Source organism: Parabacteroides sp. AF18-52 (assembly GCF_003479145.1).
In the GTDB taxonomy this organism is placed as follows: Bacteria; Bacteroidota; Bacteroidia; order Bacteroidales; family Tannerellaceae; genus Parabacteroides; species Parabacteroides faecis.
In genome coordinates, this window is record NZ_QUGR01000004.1 from 1 (window position 1) to 19,681 (window position 19,681).

Annotated in this window: 22 protein-coding genes; 4 read left to right on the forward strand and 18 right to left on the reverse strand. The window is 36.0% G+C overall.

Going from position 1 to position 19,681, the window contains the following annotated elements:
* Nucleotides 1-156: 156 nt before the first annotated feature.
* Nucleotides 157-381, reverse strand: a complete 225-nt coding sequence (locus tag DWX23_RS08635; RefSeq protein WP_122374404.1) for a DUF4248 domain-containing protein — start codon at nt 379-381, stop codon at nt 157-159.
* Between the two features lie 222 nt (nt 382-603).
* Here DWX23_RS08635 and DWX23_RS08645 point away from each other — a divergent pair, with 222 nt between their 5' ends.
* The 4 genes from DWX23_RS08645 to DWX23_RS08660 are packed head-to-tail and all read left to right on the forward strand — an operon-like array spanning nt 604 to nt 2,134.
* Nucleotides 604-1,047: an HU family DNA-binding protein gene (locus tag DWX23_RS08645; RefSeq protein ID WP_122357375.1), complete on the forward strand. Its 444-nt coding sequence runs from the start codon at nt 604-606 to the stop codon at nt 1,045-1,047.
* Between the two features lie 20 nt (nt 1,048-1,067).
* The gene (locus tag DWX23_RS08650; protein ID WP_122374189.1) at nt 1,068-1,526 is read left to right on the forward strand and encodes a glucosaminidase domain-containing protein; all 459 of its coding nucleotides are present in this window, start codon (nt 1,068-1,070) and stop codon (nt 1,524-1,526) included.
* Between the two features lie 33 nt (nt 1,527-1,559).
* Nucleotides 1,560-1,868 carry a hypothetical protein gene (locus tag DWX23_RS08655; protein WP_122374190.1) on the forward strand — a complete coding sequence of 103 codons (309 nt, stop codon included), beginning with the start codon at nt 1,560-1,562 and terminating at the stop codon, nt 1,866-1,868.
* Nucleotides 1,865-2,134: a hypothetical protein gene (locus tag DWX23_RS08660; protein WP_122374191.1), complete on the forward strand. Its 270-nt coding sequence runs from the start codon at nt 1,865-1,867 to the stop codon at nt 2,132-2,134. The genes DWX23_RS08655 and DWX23_RS08660 overlap by 4 nt, the downstream gene beginning before the upstream one ends.
* A gap of 66 nt (nt 2,135-2,200) precedes the next feature.
* On the opposite strand, the gene DWX23_RS08665 is transcribed toward DWX23_RS08660, so the two are convergent.
* From DWX23_RS08665 to DWX23_RS08745, 17 genes are all read right to left on the reverse strand, one after another.
* A complete protein-coding gene (locus DWX23_RS08665; protein WP_122374192.1) occupies nt 2,201-3,193 on the reverse strand; it encodes an NAD-dependent epimerase/dehydratase family protein in 993 nt (330 codons plus the stop codon).
* On the reverse strand, nt 3,190-3,966 hold the full coding sequence (locus DWX23_RS08670) for a glycosyltransferase family 2 protein (RefSeq protein ID WP_122374405.1): 777 nt from the start codon (nt 3,964-3,966) through the stop codon (nt 3,190-3,192). Before DWX23_RS08670 ends, DWX23_RS08665 begins: the two co-directional genes overlap by 4 nt.
* A gap of 85 nt (nt 3,967-4,051) precedes the next feature.
* Nucleotides 4,052-4,858 (reverse strand): glycosyltransferase family A protein, encoded by an 807-nt coding sequence (locus DWX23_RS08675; RefSeq protein WP_147382528.1) that lies wholly within the window; start codon nt 4,856-4,858, stop codon nt 4,052-4,054.
* A gap of 37 nt (nt 4,859-4,895) precedes the next feature.
* The gene (locus DWX23_RS08680; RefSeq protein ID WP_122374194.1) at nt 4,896-5,774 is read right to left on the reverse strand and encodes a glycosyltransferase family 2 protein; all 879 of its coding nucleotides are present in this window, start codon (nt 5,772-5,774) and stop codon (nt 4,896-4,898) included.
* Nucleotides 5,775-5,796: 22 nt separating this feature from the next.
* Nucleotides 5,797-6,894 carry an EpsG family protein gene (locus tag DWX23_RS25300; protein WP_122374195.1) on the reverse strand — a complete coding sequence of 366 codons (1,098 nt, stop codon included), beginning with the start codon at nt 6,892-6,894 and terminating at the stop codon, nt 5,797-5,799.
* 27 nt (nt 6,895-6,921) lie between these two features.
* A complete protein-coding gene (locus tag DWX23_RS08690; RefSeq protein ID WP_122374196.1) occupies nt 6,922-8,064 on the reverse strand; it encodes a glycosyltransferase family 4 protein in 1,143 nt (380 codons plus the stop codon).
* A gap of 8 nt (nt 8,065-8,072) precedes the next feature.
* Nucleotides 8,073-9,146 carry a polysaccharide pyruvyl transferase family protein gene (locus tag DWX23_RS08695; protein WP_122374197.1) on the reverse strand — a complete coding sequence of 358 codons (1,074 nt, stop codon included), beginning with the start codon at nt 9,144-9,146 and terminating at the stop codon, nt 8,073-8,075.
* A 59-nt stretch (nt 9,147-9,205) separates the two neighbouring features.
* Complete coding sequence (locus tag DWX23_RS08700) at nt 9,206-10,357, reverse strand: glycosyltransferase family 4 protein (RefSeq protein ID WP_122374198.1); 1,152 nt, start codon at nt 10,355-10,357, stop codon at nt 9,206-9,208.
* A complete protein-coding gene (locus tag DWX23_RS08705; protein ID WP_122374199.1) occupies nt 10,300-11,481 on the reverse strand; it encodes a Coenzyme F420 hydrogenase/dehydrogenase, beta subunit C-terminal domain in 1,182 nt (393 codons plus the stop codon). Before DWX23_RS08705 ends, DWX23_RS08700 begins: the two co-directional genes overlap by 58 nt.
* Nucleotides 11,478-12,479, reverse strand: a complete 1,002-nt coding sequence (locus DWX23_RS08710; RefSeq protein ID WP_122374200.1) for a glycosyltransferase family 2 protein — start codon at nt 12,477-12,479, stop codon at nt 11,478-11,480. Before DWX23_RS08710 ends, DWX23_RS08705 begins: the two co-directional genes overlap by 4 nt.
* On the reverse strand, nt 12,464-14,005 hold the full coding sequence (locus DWX23_RS08715; protein WP_122374201.1) for a polysaccharide biosynthesis protein: 1,542 nt from the start codon (nt 14,003-14,005) through the stop codon (nt 12,464-12,466). The genes DWX23_RS08710 and DWX23_RS08715 overlap by 16 nt, the downstream gene beginning before the upstream one ends.
* 30 nt (nt 14,006-14,035) lie before the next feature.
* Complete coding sequence (locus tag DWX23_RS08720) at nt 14,036-15,127, reverse strand: MraY family glycosyltransferase (protein ID WP_122374202.1); 1,092 nt, start codon at nt 15,125-15,127, stop codon at nt 14,036-14,038.
* Between the two features lie 391 nt (nt 15,128-15,518).
* Entirely contained in the window at nt 15,519-16,193 is a 675-nt protein-coding gene (locus DWX23_RS08725) for a hypothetical protein (protein WP_199673256.1), read from the reverse strand.
* Nucleotides 16,174-17,004 (reverse strand): metallophosphoesterase, encoded by an 831-nt coding sequence (locus tag DWX23_RS08730; RefSeq protein ID WP_122374204.1) that lies wholly within the window; start codon nt 17,002-17,004, stop codon nt 16,174-16,176. The genes DWX23_RS08725 and DWX23_RS08730 overlap by 20 nt, the downstream gene beginning before the upstream one ends.
* A gap of 87 nt (nt 17,005-17,091) precedes the next feature.
* Nucleotides 17,092-17,814, reverse strand: coding sequence for an HAD family hydrolase (locus DWX23_RS08735; protein ID WP_122374406.1), 723 nt, complete (start codon nt 17,812-17,814; stop codon nt 17,092-17,094).
* Nucleotides 17,815-17,818: 4 nt separating this feature from the next.
* Nucleotides 17,819-18,736 carry a CDP-alcohol phosphatidyltransferase family protein gene (locus DWX23_RS08740; RefSeq protein WP_122374205.1) on the reverse strand — a complete coding sequence of 306 codons (918 nt, stop codon included), beginning with the start codon at nt 18,734-18,736 and terminating at the stop codon, nt 17,819-17,821.
* Nucleotides 18,736-19,593 carry a hypothetical protein gene (locus tag DWX23_RS08745; RefSeq protein ID WP_122374206.1) on the reverse strand — a complete coding sequence of 286 codons (858 nt, stop codon included), beginning with the start codon at nt 19,591-19,593 and terminating at the stop codon, nt 18,736-18,738. The genes DWX23_RS08740 and DWX23_RS08745 overlap by 1 nt, the downstream gene beginning before the upstream one ends.
* Nucleotides 19,594-19,681 lie beyond the last annotated feature (88 nt).

Genomic DNA, 19,681 nt, shown 5'->3' on the forward strand with positions numbered 1-19,681 from the left:
CAACATTCTATGCTAACTAAACCGATCTCCTTTTCCTTGAAGCATATATCTTTCACCTTCAAAAGTCCCTTATTTCATCTTCAAAACATATATCTTTCGCATCCAAAATAAGGGACTTTCAAATTTTCAATCTTCAATTCTCCATTTTCAATTAAATCACGGTTCCCCTAAAAAATCGACAATCACCCCAACCTGTTTCGGTGTCAGTTTCCGTTGTCGTTCGCAGAACCCGGCTGCTCTTAATGTTTTAACCAGTTTCTCGTTTCTTACTATCCAACGATGTAACAAACGTGATGCAGAGTTCGGATGCAGATTCGGATTATAACAAAGTGCCAGTTCCGTCCATCCGTAACTGCGGATTTTAAATTTTTCGTCTTCCATTTCCATGTGTATTAATTACCTCTAAGATAAGAAATAAATACCATATAAAGAAATGAAAATCAAGGTTTAAACGTGCTATTTGTATATTTATTCTCCCTTATTAAACTCTTTATAACCGGTAATGCCATTTCATGTCACAGCCGTTTTTCTGGGTTCATATCTTTGTCATGTTATCGATAACCAACCAGTAATTTTCAATTATCAACTTTCAATTAATAAATTATGGCTTTAAGTTTCCACTTAGTAAAACGCCCCGACATGCGCAAAGACGCTGCCGCCGGTTCTAAATTATTTTATGCACAGGTCCGTTCATTGAAGAAACTCGATTTCAACAAGCTCTGTGATCTGATTGCCGTTCGAAGCACCGCTTTTATTGGTGATGTGATGCTCGTCATCGAAGGTCTTCTTTCCGTCATGGAAGAACGCCTGGAAGAAGGCGATGTAATCCAGATGGGCCGCCTGGGTAACTTCCGTATGGTTGCAGGCAGCAAAGGAACTGAAAACGAAAAGGACTTCAATGTCTCCCTCTTCAATAAGGCTCGTATCGTCTTCTCACCGGGTACCATGCTCAACGAGATCCGCAAAAATGCCAAATATGAAAAGATGGATACCGAAACCGTCACTCCGCCTACAGGAGGTGGTTCGGACCGTCCGGAAATCGAATAGTAACGTATCAATCATCCGTCATGTTAAAACAGGAATTTATCAAACTATATCACTCTCCCGCCCAAAAGGCGGGGGAATGTTTCGGAATCAATCCGGTCGTTATCCTTGCCCAATCCGCCATCGAAACAGGGTGGGGGGAAAGCACCCTGGCAAAGGAGTATAATAATTTCTTCGGTATCACTGCCTACGGACGTCCCAACGCCTTCTGGAAAGGAACAAAGACCGATCTTTCAGAAAACAGCGGTCATGCCTCTCTATGGTTCCGCTCTTACGAATCGATGGAAGACAGTTTCATGGACTTCGCCCGTCTGATCCACACCGCTTATCCGGTGGCTGCCTCACTCAGTGCCCATCCTTCGGCCTATGCCAAAGAGATTGCTTACAGCAAATACATCAGCGAAGTGAACGGAGACAACCGTGCCGCTTATCAAAGAATGTTGGTGTCGATCTGCCGATCGATCGAAAGGATGGCTGTTTAATTTTCAATCTTCAATTTATAATTTTCAATTAACATGAAGTACCTTGAAACCATTCTCAACTTCCTCGCCAGTCTTGCCCGGATCATCTTTCCCCGCAAACAAAAGCCAGCAGCCGGTAACTGCCCTTGTCCCTATCCTCGTCCTCTTCCTGATGGTGATCACCTTGTTGTCTCTCCTGACGGAACAGACGGAAGTGACGCTGACAGCTATCGGAGCGATACTCTCGCTCTCAACCAGGGCGACTTGGGAACCAAACAACATGTCGAACCTATAGATATTGCCGGTTACAGCCTGATGGCTGCGGGACTGATCGGCGGTCTGTACAAATTATTTACTACATGAGTTACAAAGAAAATTACCAACGCATGATCTGTTGCAACAAAGCGACCGGATATGCCATTTATCATTGCCTGTTGAAGGCTTACGACCAACATTGCCGTGAAATGGATATCTCCGGCATCACCGACCGTGATATTACCGCTATCAGTGAGAAGCTCTTGGTCAGCGAACGATGGATCCGTCATGTGATCTGCAGATATCATCTATTCTATATCATCCTCGATCAGTATTATCCGGAGCCGGGATGGGAGAAACAGAAGGATATTTGAAGATGAATGCCTATTGTCATATTGTATGGCGGTAGGCATTTTATTATAAACTCCAGATATTTTTATCTATTCACTCTTGAAAGTAATCCCTTCTGAAGCGTCATGAATAAATTCAAACTCTAATGTCCGGGCAAGTCCTTCCCCTAAAGTATAAGGAGCTTTAAATCCGGATTGCTGCACTTTACTTGCATCAAATTGTGTTGTGGCACAAAATTTTTTTACACGTACAGAACTTACAGTTAATTTTTTCCGGGTTAAGAGAGCCAGTACATCAAAACAATACCCTCCCATCATTCCCAACCAAAGTGGGAAATGAGTTGCCGGAATATGCTTCTTTAAAACTTTACTTACATGATCGACCAATTCATTCATCGTGAAATCCGGCTTATCAATGTAATTATATACATTATACCCCTCTGTCTTATTTTCAATTAGAAATTTAATAAAAGCAACAATGTTTCCCACATAGGCCATTGACTTTTTATTATTTCCTTTTCCAACCATAAGAAACTTTCCTCCGGAGATTTGTCGCAACAGGTTATAGACATTCCCTCTGTTACGTTCACCAAATATAACCGTTGGACGAAGAATATTTATATTCCAGTCCGGATGTGTTTTATACCATTCCTGAAGAACTTCTTCTGCCTGCCATTTGCTCTTACCATAATGGTTGAATGGATCAGCCGGATGTTCTTCGTTTGGATTCTTTTTATTCAAACCGTAGACAGCAACTGAGCTGGTAAAGACAATACGTTTGACACCATTAGCCTCCATTGCTTCCAATGTGTTCCGCATACCTCCGACATTAACGTCGTAGTAAAGTGAAGTAGGGGAGACATCATCACGGTGTTCAGCTGCAAGTAAGACAACTAAATTTGTTCCAACCAATAGTTCTGTTAGTTTATCTTTATCTAATACATTTGCTATTGTTGTTATTTCTGGATGGAAATGACTTTGTTGTTTGTCAATATTAGTAATATTTAGAGAAAAATCCTCTTTCAGTACTTCTATAAGACGAGTACCTACGAAACCTGAAGCACCAATGATTGTTATTTTCATATTAATTTTAGCTTACCTTTGATTATATTATATACTTTGGGAGCTAACCTGTATATTGGATAAAAAATAGAAACAGGAATTTTATTCTTCTTAAATGCTCGAAGAACATTTTTATTTCCTTCTATGATTTTGGATAAAGAGGAAGTACTTTCTCCTCCCATTCTCATTTTTACTATAGTTTTATCTAAATAATAAGTAGAGATTTGATATTTCTGAATAAATCTAAGCATTAATTCAAAATCAGCTGAAATATTGAATGAAGTATCAAAGTCTCCATATTTATCATAAATAATTTTTTTAACGAAAAAAGTAGGATGAGCAGGATGCCAACCATATTTAAATCCACATAAAGGATATTGACAACCTTTCCACGTTCTTATAACAGTGTTGAGATCATTTGCTTTTACAAATTCTAGATTAGCATAGACTGCATCTATGTTTTTATCACGGAATGCATTAGCAATATTGGTGAGAACTGTTTTATCAAAAAATATATCATCAGAATTCAAAATACCTACAATATAACCACTTGCTAATTTTATACCTTTATTCATTGCATGATAAATACCTTCATCTTTTTCAGATATCCATTTCATATTTCCTCTAAATAGCGGTTCATATTCTTTTATTATATCTAGAGTATTATCAGTAGAATTACCATCAATTACTATATACTCCAATTTAGAATAAGATTGAGCTAATACGGATTCGAAAGTATCACGAAGTGTACGTTCACTGTTATAGGTTACAGTAATTAAGGATATCTTAAGCATTCGATTGTTATTTTGTATCATACTTTATTTTATATAAGACAGATTTATTATTCTACTGTATCAGTATGAGTATTTATTCTCATGACTAAAATCTACCATTATTTAAAAGAATGAAAAAATTTTTAATAACTCCAGGTATTCTATAAACAAACAAGGAAAAATTGTAATTTCTCCAGTCGTTAAAATAGATATGTATATACTCTAAAATCAACAGAATAGTATCTTTACACAAACTTGAGATATTTACTTTCTTACGAGAAGCTGATCCATGCCTAATACGAACATAATAATAAGTATTAGTAAATCGTAACTTCTTAATTGAATTTGTAATTGAAGTGATAAATAAGGCGTCTTCACCATTTGTAAATCTCATATCAAAAGAATGATTTCCTATAGCCGTACGTGGAATCAACTTTGCCCATGGAACAGATAATATCGATCTATACCTGCAAAAATCAGAAGTGTCCTGAAAATTGTGATTTTTCAACCATTCATTTAAAAAAAAACTTTGCTCTTTTATATTATTAAAAGAATGTACATTACAAACTACTATGGCATTTTTAAAAGCTAGTTTATACAAATCGGACAAATAGCTGTTCGAAACGTAATCATCATCATCGACAAAAGCTATATATTCTCCACTAGCATATTTCAATCCCATATTTCTAGCATTTGATACACTCGGAATATCCGAATACAGGAGCCTGTAACAAAAGGTATATGTTCCTAAAAGATTATTCAAATATTCCCAATAAGGTTCTTTAGGACCATTTAAAACAATTAGGACTTCAAATTCATCATATCCAAAAGTTTGATTAGAAATTGAATTTAAACAATCCTGAATATAAAATGACGGAGAAAAGGAAGGTATAATAACTGAAATTTTTTTCATAATTATAATTAGGAAAATAACCAAAACGTTTGTTGAATTAATATTTCAATAACTTTTTCTGTTGTAACAAATACATATAAAATGTAAAATAGATATTTTTATTAGTATTATTTCGTTTTAGGAATGAACGCAAAAAATGAAGTCGATACAAATTAATATATTTGCATAAAGCTTTATGCCGATTTAAAGACATCTTTTCGCATACATACATGTAGGTAATAAAGCGTTGTTGTAATTCTTTTAAAGTCTCAGATCTACTGTGCATAGGATGAATATAAAAGAGTTTATTTTCATATTTTATATTGTATTTTCCTTGATGTAATAAGCGATAATGTATATCCATTTCTTCATTGTATAAAAATATATTTTCATCAAATTTTCCGATTTCTTCCAATGCTTTTTTTCTAATAAAAAAACAAGCACCATGGATGCAAAAATAACGAGGAGAATACTTATGAATCCATGTATATATTTTATACAATATTAATCCTCTAACAGAAGGTTGTAAAGGTAAAAATGATTGACGGAGAACTTCCTTCTGTTCACATTGCTGCATTCCTAATATTCCCATATTTTTATCAGAAAAATATGTCAGAGCATTTTTAAATATTGGACAAAATAATCTTACATCTGGATTCATTATCAAGATGACGGGTGAAGTTGCTGCTTCAACCCCAATGTTATTTCCCTGACCATATCCTCCGTTCCGATCATTAAACAGAATGTGAATATTTTTATTTGAAAACAATTTTACCATTTCTAGCATCTCTTCACGATCCTCACTGTTATTATCTACAATAATAACTTCGAGAGAATTTCCTATATCATTGTTTTTGAATAAAGAATCCAGACAGTCGTAAATATCGTTACTAGAATTATATGTCACAATTATAACAGAAACCAATTTTTCAAACATACGCGCAAAATAAAATAACCGATTAAGGTATAATAACCCTATAGAATAAAATCAATTGATAAAGTATAGCGCCAGAACTAATAATGAAAACCAACCGGAATGGAAGTTTGGTTGATTGTACCCAAAACATATACAAAATGAAGGTCAGAATCAAAAAATAATCCAGAACTCTGTACATCATTGTTATGGGGGCAAGAAAGGCGCCTAATACCAATCCTATGTAATAAATATTTAAAAAATAGAAATACATCTTGGGCATAGATATAAATCGGACAGATAGGAACAGAAAACCAGAAAACAGTTGAAACATAAACTTGAATGAAAGTTTTGTCTCCTCTTCAGTTATTGTCTCTCGATAAAGACTAATGGTATCTAAGTTGCTGTTAGATAGTATGTTTATGATCTTTTCAAAAAAGGAGTTAAATACATTCAATACCAAAATGTTTACTCTAGAAAAGAAAATCAAACAAGAGAATAAAATAATCAACAGGTATGTTCTCTTCGATAAACGAGGCATAAAATGAGCCAAAAATAATATCATCCAGAAAATAACAGATGATTTATGAAAGAAATAAGCTAGGAAACAAATTATGAATATCTTTATCTTATCACTTGTCGCTAAATCATCTTTGCACAAAAAGGAGAATGCTTGTATATATAATGCCATTGCTATACCTGCCCGTATCGTTATCGCATTGTAAAATAAACCATAGTAGGAAAATAGAAACACTAAACCATATAATAAAGGATTAATTGCAGAGTTTGTGTTGCTTTTTATTAATTGTTGAATTCTTTTTAAAGCATCAAATATTAAAATAGAATTCATAAATGTAATGCAAAAAAAATACAATTTGTCATTTCCTTTTAAAATGATTTTTAAAATGTAACTATAGCATTGAAAACCCAATTCAAATGTGTAAAATATAAAACTTTCAATCCCTTCTAGTGCATTATAATATTCCCTGTAATTTTTTGTATCGGGAACGCTATCATTTCTAATTGATGTTAAAAAAGATATAGCAATAATAAATAAGAAAATAGTTGTTTTATTGTGATTATTCTTAATAAAAGACCAAGATAAGAACAAAATGAAGAATATTATAATTATTATTATATTCATTGATCAATGAAATTATATTGACTTCTATTAATTTAAGAATGGTAAAATCTTTTTTACTTGCTGTATATAAGAAAGGCTTGTTGGTGAAAATTCATCTCCATAAACATTTATATCGATATCACCATTCACTATTTCTTGTAATATATTAGTTAAGTCTTCGGCATCATCCTGATTCACTATTCTACCATATTTGCCATTTTCATATAAATCTTTAAAAGCTCCAACATCCGTTGACAATAGGTAATTTCTGAATCTTTTGGCTTCATTTAGAACTAACCCGTAACTTTCCCAACGCGAAGTAAAAACAAAAACTTTTGCACGATTATACCATTCCCATAAGTCTTTTTTTTCGATAATATTTCCTATAAATATGACATCGTGTTTTTTAGTCGGATTTTTTTTATAAAATAAATCTATTTCTTGTTGGAATTCTTTTTCTATAGGACCTATTAAGCAAAATTTCCAGGATTTTAAGTCGACTTTTTCCAAAGCTTTCAAAATCATGTTCGTGTTTTTAGGAAGACTCCCTAAACGTCCTACTGTAATGATTAAATTTTCTTTTGACGAAAATAATCGTTCGGTAATGTTGTATGAATTTAACTTGTTTTCATCAAAACCATTTGGGACTAAAATTAATTTTTTCGCTAAATTATCTCCTAACAGACTATTTAAACACAAATTCTTATAAGTTTGGGAAGTCTCACAAGAAATTACATTTGATAGTTTTACGATCTGAGTGTATATACATTTACGTATGAATGAAATTATAGGTTTTCGTCCTATTGAAAATTCTTTTCCTAAATTTGAATCTAATTTTAAATATACTTTTCCTTTGTGATTCAGGGATTTATATAATATGATTTTCATTGCAGAACTTAATGTCCAATGGAAACACATTAATAAATCAATTTTTTTTGCATTAGTTAATAAGTAATATATATGTGAACAAAATATGGACCATCGACTATTTCCCATATTTCTATTAATAAAATTTATTTCATTATTTACATCATTTTCTTGTATCAGAAAAGTCTCCACTCCGTCTGTAAATTCACAAACTATATTTGTTTGAAAATTGAGAATCTTTCCCAAATAGTAAGGGAGTAAAACTACATCCTTTCCAACTTCCATTGGAATTAAAGTTCCCCATAATAAGGTTAAATTATTCATTTGTAGTTTTATTTTAAAGCTTTATCTAAAAAATAAAGAGATTTTTCTCGTTCATTTTGCAAAATCTCATTTACCAGTGTAAAGTCAATCCTATTCCAGATGCGATTAGAATAATCATTATAACAGTAAACTAGTCTATCAGTCAAATTGAAAGTATTCAATAACGACTCCATGCGTGTTATTCCCCTCCCTGGATTTGCTATTGCAATAAACTGTTTATTGAAAATAATAGAGAATACGATGCCGTGGAAACTATCTGTTACCACAAAGTTCGCTTCAACAAATTTTGTTAACCATGCTCTGATTGAAGGATACATGTAGTGTAGCAAATTTAAATCTCTTAGTAAAAATAAATTTTTAATTCTTTTTCGTTCTCTATATGCAAAAACATTTAAACCATTTGTTCTTGAATAAGATTCTATAATCTTTTCTTTATCTTTATTCTCATCAAGAATGTATGCGAATAAAAAATTTTTCTGAGAAACCTTTTTGCACAAATTTTCATACACCTCCCTCGGTTGGAGTAAAGTAGGATCTAGAACATGAATAGCTTTTTTCTTCAAATATTTATCACAAAGTTTCACACCCGAGGCCTCCCGTACAGATACAGCAATAAAAGAATCCAGTAGTTCATATATTTTCTTACGTTCTTCTTCACTATATTCCCAGTCTGAAATGCCAAAAGATGCGGCATAAGCAATTTTTTTAGAGTCATTACCTACAAATTCCAAAAAATAGTCATAAAGGCACCCATCGGTACATCCTTTCCTCCATACTTGATCACTACCTACGATGAATGCATCGTAATGATCTTTAATCTTTAGAAAATCATGGTGTGTACATATAGTTTGTTGTCCTAGGGTAATATACTTCTTTATAAAAAGAGATTGAAATAATGTTGTAAATTTCCTATAAGTACGCATCACCCTTCCTATTTCAGCACTATTCAATTTATTATTAATAGTTTCTACTTTATATCCCATATCACGTAAGGTCTTGTTTAAAGCGAATGCTTGCAATGTTCCTCCAACATTCATTCCAATAGGCAATGTTAGTATTCCAACTCGGTTCATCTTATCCATTTAATCGGTTCCACATTTATGTACATTTTCTTTAACAGTCATTATTATCGAATTGTCTTTTAAGGTTTATCTAATTTCATCATAGAATAAAAACGGAAAAATGAATTATCCCATGTGAAACTTTGAATAGACTCATATCCAGCCTGAGCTATCCGCAAACGTAAGTCATCATTATTAATTAATTTAATAATATTAATTGCCAATGCATGAGGATTCTTTATAGGAGAAAGCAATGCATTTTTGCCATCTGTACACATCATTTTGAATCCCCCATTATCCGTACAAGCGACAGCAGTTCCACACATCATCGCTTCACCTACCGTAAGTCCCCAACCTTCTTCATGGCTAGCTGCGATAAAGATGGATGATTCGTTATAAATACGATTATGCGTCTCTTTATCAGGATGGCGGAAGTAAGTAAACCATTCAGGTAAGTGGGCTGGAGCTTCAGAAACACCAAACATGTATACTTGTAGTTCGGGGATGATTTGTTTCACTTCATGTAATGCCTCTATTGCGTCTTTACACCCTTTTCGTTCCATATGATGGTACATCATAGTAACTAAATATTTATTCCTTTTCGAAAAATCTTTAAACTTGAAGAATTGTGAGAAGTTAAAACCATTTGGAATAACGGTAGCAGTACTTCCCATTTGCTCCACTTTATCCCGAAGCCAGTCTGCTATAACAATTTTTTGCAAATCCGGGAAATTATATGCCTCATTTACTTTAGTTTCCGGCATAGTAAAAATTTCATGATCTTGAATAAAATAGAATTTTTTTATATCTCTATTTAACGGTTTATAAGCATGAAGATAGTAGGCTGTGCTAACCGCTGTTGCTATATATAAATCTCCCAAAAGTAGATTCTTTTTATAAAGAGACCACACAACCTTGTTTGTTATACGTTCATCGAGCGGAAACCATGAGTAGAAGTGACATCCACGAAAAATAAATAAAATTATATTAGTCAACAATGACTTCAGTTTTTTTAAAAATGTAACCTGTGTATAATGACAAATTAAAGGATAGACAATAGTCACTTCATGACCAACAGCTACAAGTCTGTTAGCATATTCATAAACTACTTTAAATCCACCCACTGGTGACCATGCTAAACAAGGGAGTAAAATAATAATTTTTTTCTTTTTCATTATTTTCGTATTCTGTTTATTATCCTTTTCATTATCCTGCGTATCAGCCTGTTCCATCTCCCTTTTTTTAATGCTATTCTTGTTGATTTACTTGGAGAGTGTTTCTTCAATAAAGAGAAAAAATAAGCCCTATTAGGATGTTGATAAGGAGAGTGTTCTAAGGGTGAATTTCCAACGAAAACATCCTGATAAGTCAATTCTCGGTAATTCTCAATGAAAGGCTTCTGTATCATTTTACACGAAATGGAATTGTAGGCCAATACAGCACTAATTCCTTGTTCGTCATCATAGTCTGGTAATACATTTTCTATTCCCCAAAAATCACCTAATGTAATATCACTTCCACTCTTTCCGCACTTACTAGGGCAAGAGTAACAACTAGGACGTAGATATAGATCTGCTAAAAAACCTTTCATGAATATATTATTAGAGAATATATCTGAAAGCAAAATTTGTTTTTTTACTCTAGCTATATCGGGTATGAAAAGGGAGATAGCAAAACTGAATTTTTTCCATCCTAAATGTTTATCCCTAAAAGATATATTTTCTATAATAGCTTTCTCTTTGCATTCACGTGTGATTGTTTCTTTCAAATACATCCGCCATACTCCAGGACTGGGGACGCCATGGCAAATTATGTCTACCGTCAACAAATTATTATATTCTTTTCTCAAAAAACATTTTAACCCAGCTACCTGACAAGGTGTACCGGAAAACAGAACTTCACGGTCTTGTTCCAAAAAAGCCTTTACTAGACGATAGTTGTCTCCGATACGACTTTGAACATATTTACTTCCCCGGAATGCAGCCAATCCCTCCAATGTTTCTGTATAATCGTGTATCACTTCCCATTTCTCATTGAAACGAGCACCGAAAACAACACCGTTCCGTTGCAATATCTGCTCTGCAAGCATTGTAAAAAGACCTCCAGAGGAACTTGCCTGACGGATTATTTCGTTTGGGTTTTTTGCTGCATATACTTTCAGAGGTAATCTCGGATCACTCTGATTGATAACCGGACAAACTTGTTCACATAAACCACAGTTTATACAAAGCGAAGTATCAATATAAGGATAAAGAAAACCTTCCTCATCCTCTCGCATCAAAATGCATTGTTTAGGACAACGCTGTACACAAGCATGGCAACCACAGCAATCCTTTTTGTCATTCAGAATAATCATTTATATACTCGTTTTAGCGTCAATGTTATTTTTCTCAAAATGCTATAGAATAAAGGAACCTTTATTAATACGTTCAATAAGCGTTCTTTGGTTGTTAAATGTACGCCTCGGACAGATAATTCCCTGCCAATAAATCCAGCCTCCTCTTTTTTACAATGCTTAAAGCTGATTTTCAGTCTCTCACGCAAATACTTTTTGCGTATATTTTCTTTCAGTTCTTCTCTTTCCTGATCACACATTTCTTTGATTCTGTCCAAGGTATTCAGAATTGTATTTTCGTAAGAAGAGATTTTTTGAATTTCTTGGTTATAACTTTTGTATAACCCACGCGAATGAGAATTTGAACGTTCTAATACATTGAAATAAGAATCTTCTAACGTATAACATTTGAAAGAGTAAAATAACGGTAAGTACATCTGCCAGTTTTGACCTGCATCTTTCTCTACATAAATTTCACGGGCAGGATTAACTTTGTCAAGAGCCGATGTTCTAATCATATAGTTCCCTGGTGGCCAGATGAAATTTTGACTGAAAAGACATTTGTAAAATTGATTGTAATTTAGGTCGATGCCTTTAGAATGGATACTTCCTGTCATCTTTTTATCATCTATATAAGTAGGAAAGCATCTAACCGCACCAAACTCGATATCTAGCTCATTTAATTTATTTACAAAAGAAGATATAGCATCCGGTCTGTTATAAAAATCATCACTATCAGGCCATGTAAGAAATTTGCCTTTTACCCATTTCAAAGCATTATTTATTGCAACAGATTGGCCTTGATTACTTTGATAATAGTATTCAAGGCTGTATCCTTTTTTTTCAAAAAAAGGAATATAAGAGAGTATTACTTCTTTCGAATTATCTGTAGATCCATCATCTACAACAAGCATTTCTATCAAAGGAAAGTCTTGATTAAGTATGGAGTCTAGCAAACGATGAATGATATCTCCTGCATTATAACATGGAGTTATGATGCTGACTAAATCTTTTTGCATAGTTTATTCTTTATATATTGAAGAATCATCGTTCTCATTGGTCTATTTAAAACAATATAAAAGCCAAGTAAGGAAATGGAAATCGTAGAAACAGTAAGCACTACTATGAAACGAATGAGACCTTCTTCATGGAAAAGCTCCTTACCCCACCATACTAAACCATATGACATTAAAAATACGACTATACAGCGGGCAAAAACAGAAAAGAAATATTTTTTAAAAGAAAAAGTAGGTATATATTTATGTATTGTCCATACATTAGAAAACATACCTGCAATTACAGCTAATATATTAAAAATATAGGATGTCACGGGGGAAAATCCTAATTTGAAAGCTAAATAGGAAATAGGAATTACTGAAAGATACAGAGTCCCATTAATCAAACTTGGGCGCTTTATTCTTCCTATAGCATGTGCTGCCGTTACAACAACAATAGACATCGTAGCAAAGAAGTTAAACAGTAGTGTACATATACAGAATAAGACTGTATAGTCTGGTACTTCCTTCAACCATAAAGACAAAACGAAGTGCATTTCTATTATTAAAGGTAAGGATAATAGTAAAAGTAAAAGAAAAGTCAATTTAGAAGCATTTATCACAAGACTTTCCATACGCTCAAATTCTCCGGCAGCATAACTTTTTATTATCTGAGGCTTAACTGCTGTAACAATGTTTCCGGCAAATCCCATTACTGCGTTCTGAACTTGGCTGGCTATGCCGCTTGCAGCATTCAGTGCCGGTCCAAAAAATATATTAAGTAACATATTGACTCCTTGCGTACGAGCTACTGTTGACATATTACCGTATAAATCCCATCCTGAAAAAGAAAGCATAGGTTTGATAATCTCAAAATTCCAATGATAACGGAATTTACTTTCTTCAAAATGACGAACGCAATAAATACGATAAATAAATGCGATAATGGTTGAAACAGCAAAGACTAATAAGGCATATAAAATGAGTTTATCGAAGCCACTAATAACCAATAAATAAACTATTAGTAACTTCAAAATGACATTTATGATTTCTACATAAGCATAAACATTCATTTTTTCATGTGCTATGATGCAAGCATTATAGGGTACTTGTGTGACTGCTACTGCTGTGGAAAATATAGAAAATTGATATACCCATATAGCTGCATCCATCCTGTTTTCCGGAATAACAAGTTGTGTCTTTAAGAACCAAAGTCCAATAGTTTCTGCTATTAGAATGATTAATAATGCAATGGAAATATGGATTAATAGAGCTGAACTGAAAGTTACTTTTAGTTTCTCCTTATCTTCTGTTCCCATTTCATACATTAAAAAACGGGCAGTAGCTCCACTCATAGACGCGTTGAGAAATGAAAATAGAGCAACAATTCCACCAATAACATTATATATACCAAAATCTTCAATTCCTAAAACTTCTAATACTATACGCGATGTATAGAGAGTTACAGCCATAACCAAGAGCATTCTTATATAAAGTAATGCTGTATTCTTAGTTATTCGCTTGTTACTTTCAGATATATTAGATGTCATATTGAATTGTTAGAACTTAAGAATCAAAATTTACTTTTTGTCTCGTATCCAATCAAACCATACATTCAATCCAATCCAAACAACTATATCTGCCATAAGTAGCAGATTGTTGTCTATGACAGACGCCAATATAATATTAATAATACTAAATGATAATGCCATCGTTAGTATACAGATCATTGCTCTGCGGGGACTAAAGCCCATATCTAGAAATTTGTGATGTATATGATTTCTATCTGGTTGGAATAGGTGCTTACGTGTTCGCGCGCGTACAAGAATTACCCGAATCACATCAAACATAGGAACAATTAAGGTCGAGAAAGCGATAACGATAGCCCCTTCTGAATAAGGGGCTCTTTCCGGGTTGTTATTGGTATAGGAGATTGCTAAAAAAGCTAATATGTAGCCGAGTGTCAAACTCCCGGTATCACCCATAAATATCTTTTTGCAGCGATCTACATTTCCAAATACGTTGTAATAAAAGAAAGGAAGCAGTACCCCAAGAGTGGAAAACGCAAGCGTAGCATATATCCATTGATTGTAATAAACGTATATACTGCCCAAAGTCAACAACGATATGCTGCTAAGTCCTGAGGCTAACCCGTCGATACCATCGATCAGGTTAATCGCATTGACGATGAATACAGTTAATAGGATCGTAAGAGGGATTCCCAGCCAGGGGGCGAGTTCGTCAATGCCGAAGATGCCGTATAAGTTGTTGATCCATAAGCCGGATAGGGGAATGAGGCTGGCTGCTATGATCTGTATGACGAATTTACTTCTATAGCGTAGTCCTACCAGATCGTCTTTTATGCCTGATAAATACAATAACGTCAGGCCACAGGCCATGAAATAAAATTCAGGGATTATGAAATGAAGACTCTCTGAAGGGATTTCATAACCGATTAAATAACGAAGACCGGTCGTGAAACAGAGGGCAAAGAGGATAGTAGGGACAAAAGTGATGCCGCCTAAACGGGGAATTATGCCACTATGGACTTTCCGTTCATCTGGTATGTCAAATAACTTTTTTCGGAATGCAACTACCAGAACGCGCGGAATTATCAGTGCTGATAGGAATATTGATATAAGTAAGGATATAGCTATAAGTAGGTAAGCCATTATTTAATACTAGTTGTTTTTATACGACAAAGTTCGTCAGTCCCAGAGGTAGGATGACGAAATAGTGACTAGCCAAAACGATCGTTTTTTCTAGTCACTATTTTGTTCGCTTTAACAATTAGGATTATTTTTATGGATCTTTTGATTATTAGAATCTTACTACTTTTTCTTTGTTGTGGATATAAATAAAATGTATACCTTTGCAATGACTAAAAAAAACGATCGTTTTTTCTAGTCACTATTTTGTATTCTATATCTATGTGATATAGCTGTTTATCTATTAAAATGAATACTGAGTGTTGTTACAGTTTTGCGGTTTTTCGGAGAGTGTAATTATGTGTTAAACATTACAATAAGAAGCCGCTTTTTTATATATATTAAAAACTTCTTTTTACAGTATCTGAAATTTTAACCCAAACGATAAACTTAAAAAATCTTTCGGCTTTAGATATTTGTTCCCGATTTTGTTCAATATGTACAGGTCGCATGAGCTAAGTTCGTAAAATAACGTGACGGATTTATGCCAGCGTCCCGGATTATTGAACTTGAAAGTGACACGTTCGCCCAAAAAGATATGGGTTCGTATCCGGGTTGAAAAAAAGTAATATCCTTCGGGATATTTGTCCGGGCTATGGACCCAAAACTGCCTGTTGAGCAGAGTGTTTATGTATAGTCCTGTTGTTAACGGTTCGAAATCGATGTTTTTGTGCAATGGAACTCTCCAGGGAATATAATTTTGCTTTAATGTAAATGTAGCCATAGCATGACGCTTTTTGGCACTTTCTGCTTTCAGGTTACGGGTGGTTTTGGGGACAAAGCCGAGTAAAAGGTCTGTTTCCCAATGATGGCGGTAATAGTTCCAGCCGACTCCGAAGGAAAACATTCCCATCGATCCGGCAAATTGTATTTTGCTGTATCGGGGAATCAGATGATCCCATAATGACGTGTATCTTTCTATGCGTTTTTCATACCCTGTTATTGCCGGGATACTGTCCTGAGCTGTTGTGTAAAACGATAAAAGTATGAATATGAGTAGTAAGGGTGTTTTAAAATTTAATGATTTCATAGGAGTAGCTATCTGGTGTTACAGTAAAGAGTAAATAGGTACGTTTGCCGATATTGTCGCAGCAATAATAAATAATCCCGTCGTTGAATAACTCGCGGGCGGCAAAGTTATGATCATGGGCATGCAGGCAAAAAAGTGGGTTGGGGAATTCCCGAATCTTTTCCTGGAAGATATCTGCCACATTATTATTGAATTGCTCGCTTCCGGGTGGGACATGCATGACAAAGATCGTACATTTATCATCTTCCGTTGTACTGTTCAGTTCGCTCTTTATAAAGGAAAAATCAGGTACGGGGATAGAATAATCGTATTCGAGGGCATTCGTATTCAGGCAGATGAAACGAAATGCGGCTCCTCCGCCATAACTATGTGAAGGTCCGACCCGGAACGAAAAGTTTTTGGGACCGTACATGTCTTCGTATACCAGTTCCCCGTTACCAATAATATCATGATTACCGATCAGGGCGACATAAGGCATTTTTAGTTTGGACAGGATCGAATGTTGCCAGATATATTCTTTCTTAATACCGAAATCGGTCAGGTCTCCTCCATGAATGACAAAATCGATGGAATCCTGTTGATTGATATGCTTCACGAAATCGTTTGTTTCGTCCAACCAGCGTTGTGTGTCGCCTGTAAAGGCAAAACGAATGGTGTCTTTATTTTGGCAGGTGTTCTGTATCTTAAAGATATTCGTTTCATTAATATCTTTATCTTCTTTGTACGATATTCTTCCGTCGTACGGATGGTAGTCTATCAGATCGCATGAGGTGAGTAGAACGAATAGTAAAAAAACACATCTTTTCAACATAATAAAGCCCTATCTTTTTTATATGCAAAGATAGGGCGGCTTTTATTTTCTGAAAGGTTCTTATTGAACCATTGATGGTCAAAATGTCTACAGGGCGAAAGCCTTTTCCAGCTCAGGGAAATCCGTAATAACGAGATCAGCTGTTTCATTTCCTTCGTAATCGCTCCAGCCGATGCTTTTCAACCAGATTGTTTGGCATCCGATAGTAGTGGCCGGGACAATATCTTTGTCGTAGGAATCGCCGATAACGACGATCTCTTCAGCAGGAAGCGATAACTCTTTTACTCCTAATCCGAATATGGCAGGATCGGGTTTGCGGATACCGACTACGGCCGATTCGACAATCGACTGGAAATAGCTGTCCAGGTGGAAGTCCTTCAGGACCGATTCGATGTTTCCGTAGAAATTGGATACCAGTACCAGCGGGTATTTCTGCGATAAAGCCTCGAGTATGGGACGGGCTGTGTCGATGGATTTACGTGCATACGCATAGCACCAGTCGGCAAGCCGTTGTTTTAATCCGGATGTTGCGTATGCTTCCGGGATAAAATCACCTGCTTTGAGCCATTCGATCTGTATGTCTGTTTTCAGGCGCAGCATGTCGAGGAAAGTATGATGGGGTTTTACGATCGGATTTTTACCTAACGTCCGTTCGCCGTGCACATAAGCATTCCGGAAAGTTTCTTTACTGACCGGTACTTCCTCTGTCTGGTAAGCCATCCAGATCACTTCGGCCCAATGCATGCCATTGCTGTCGATGGTGCCGCCGTAATCGAATATGATTCCTTTTATCTTGTCTGGTTCGAACATATATTTATGATTTTGATTCAAGCTCTTTGGTGAATGCGGTACATATACGTTCGTGTTTGACGATCATATATGCCAGCATGATATTCAATACTGTCATCTCAAATACGAAATATAACCACGGCATGTCGATGAACAGACTGACAAATAGGGCAATGACACGCGTGTTGAAAGACAGCATATTGGTGTATTTCATCAACGGCAGACTTTTTTCACGGAAAGCTTTACGGAACCATTCCGGCGCTTCGTCGTGATATTTGGTGCGGATTATGTGCATCATTTTCTGAAACCTGGGCGACAGCGATTCCTGTCCGACCGTATAGTTGATATAAAATGTTTCAAAAAGTTTGTAGATGAAATCCTTTTTCCAGCTCATGGTCTTGTATTTCTCTTTCAGGGCAGGAGAGTGGGAGAGTTCGCTGCCCGCCTTTCCTTTCAGGAAGAGCAGGTGGATGTTCCGGTAATAATCTGCCATAGCTGCCTGTTTACTGTGGAAAAATCCGGTGATGGCTGCAAATATCCAGATCCAGATGCCCCATTCCGGTGTCAGGCGAAGGCAGATGGCTGCGTAGATGGCTATAAACCAGCAGTCTCCGGCTGTCCCGTCCAGGATACGTCCCAGAGGTGTTTTTTTACCGGTCATACGTGCCAGCTGACCGTCGGCACTGTCGTATGAGTTTGCCCAGATCAGCAGCAGCATACCTATTATATTAATAGTCAGGCTCTGGTAATAGAAGCAGATACCGGCGGCGATGCCGATGAATATGCTGGCGACCGTGATCGCATTGGGAGATACTCCCAGTTTATTGAAGAATAACGCCCAACGGTAACCGATCGGGCGATAGAAATGGATATCGATGAACTCTTCGGTATCCAGGGATTTGAGTGTGGACTCTATATCAGGTTTCTTTGTTGTCTCTTCCATTATTTGCTGATTAAATTATAGATACGGCGGGCAATGTGGGGGGCAGCCTCGTCACGGCAAGGGGCAAAGCTGGGCCAGTCGTTAAAATCGATCAGGCGGATCGAACCGTCTTCGGATATAATGCAGTCGCCTCCGTAAATATGTATATTCAGTACTTCCGCAGCCTGGCTACAAAGCTGCTGCAGCTTTGGCTTGTCAAACGGAATGCCTTTGGCTGTTCCGTTTATTTGTTCTAAACCGAACTTGCTGTGATGCTGGTTAGACGGATAGAACCAATAAAAGAAATCTGTTCCCGTCACGCCGTAAAATTTGACCAGGTCGCCGACCAGGTGTTCGTTGATCACGGCTGTTTTGATTCCGCGGATCGCGTATTCTTTCAGGATCGTTTTGGCTTCTTCCGGGTTTCTGACGTAAGTGACGTCTTCCCGGTGGATGGCATGAAAGTCACCCCGTTTGATCCAGCTGTTGAAAAAACCCGCTTCTTCAAGGGCGGCAGTCGGATCTTCGTCGGTCGGAAGGATCAGGCTGGCAGGATGTGAGATGTTGTTCGACATTAACAGGCGGGTCATTTTCTCACGTGTACAGTTCTCAATTCCATAACCGGAGTTGATAACCGTATAGCCCCGGTCTTCCATTTGCTGGAGTTTATGGATAGAGGTCCAGTTCCTTACCATATTGAAAATGGCTGATTCCTGGAAATGACGGACTATCAGGTCTGATTCTATGTATTCGTTTACTTCACATCCCAGATCGCGCAGGTGCTGAACGGTCAGGGCAAAGATGGCGGCATCGTTCCCGATATGATTGGGGGAAAACTGATTTTCCCGACGAATACCTGCTATAGTTAGTTTGCTCATTACTTTTTTAGTTGACAGTTGATAGTTGACAGATGACAGATGACAAGTGAGAGTTACCGAACGAACTGTCAATTGTCACTTGTCAACT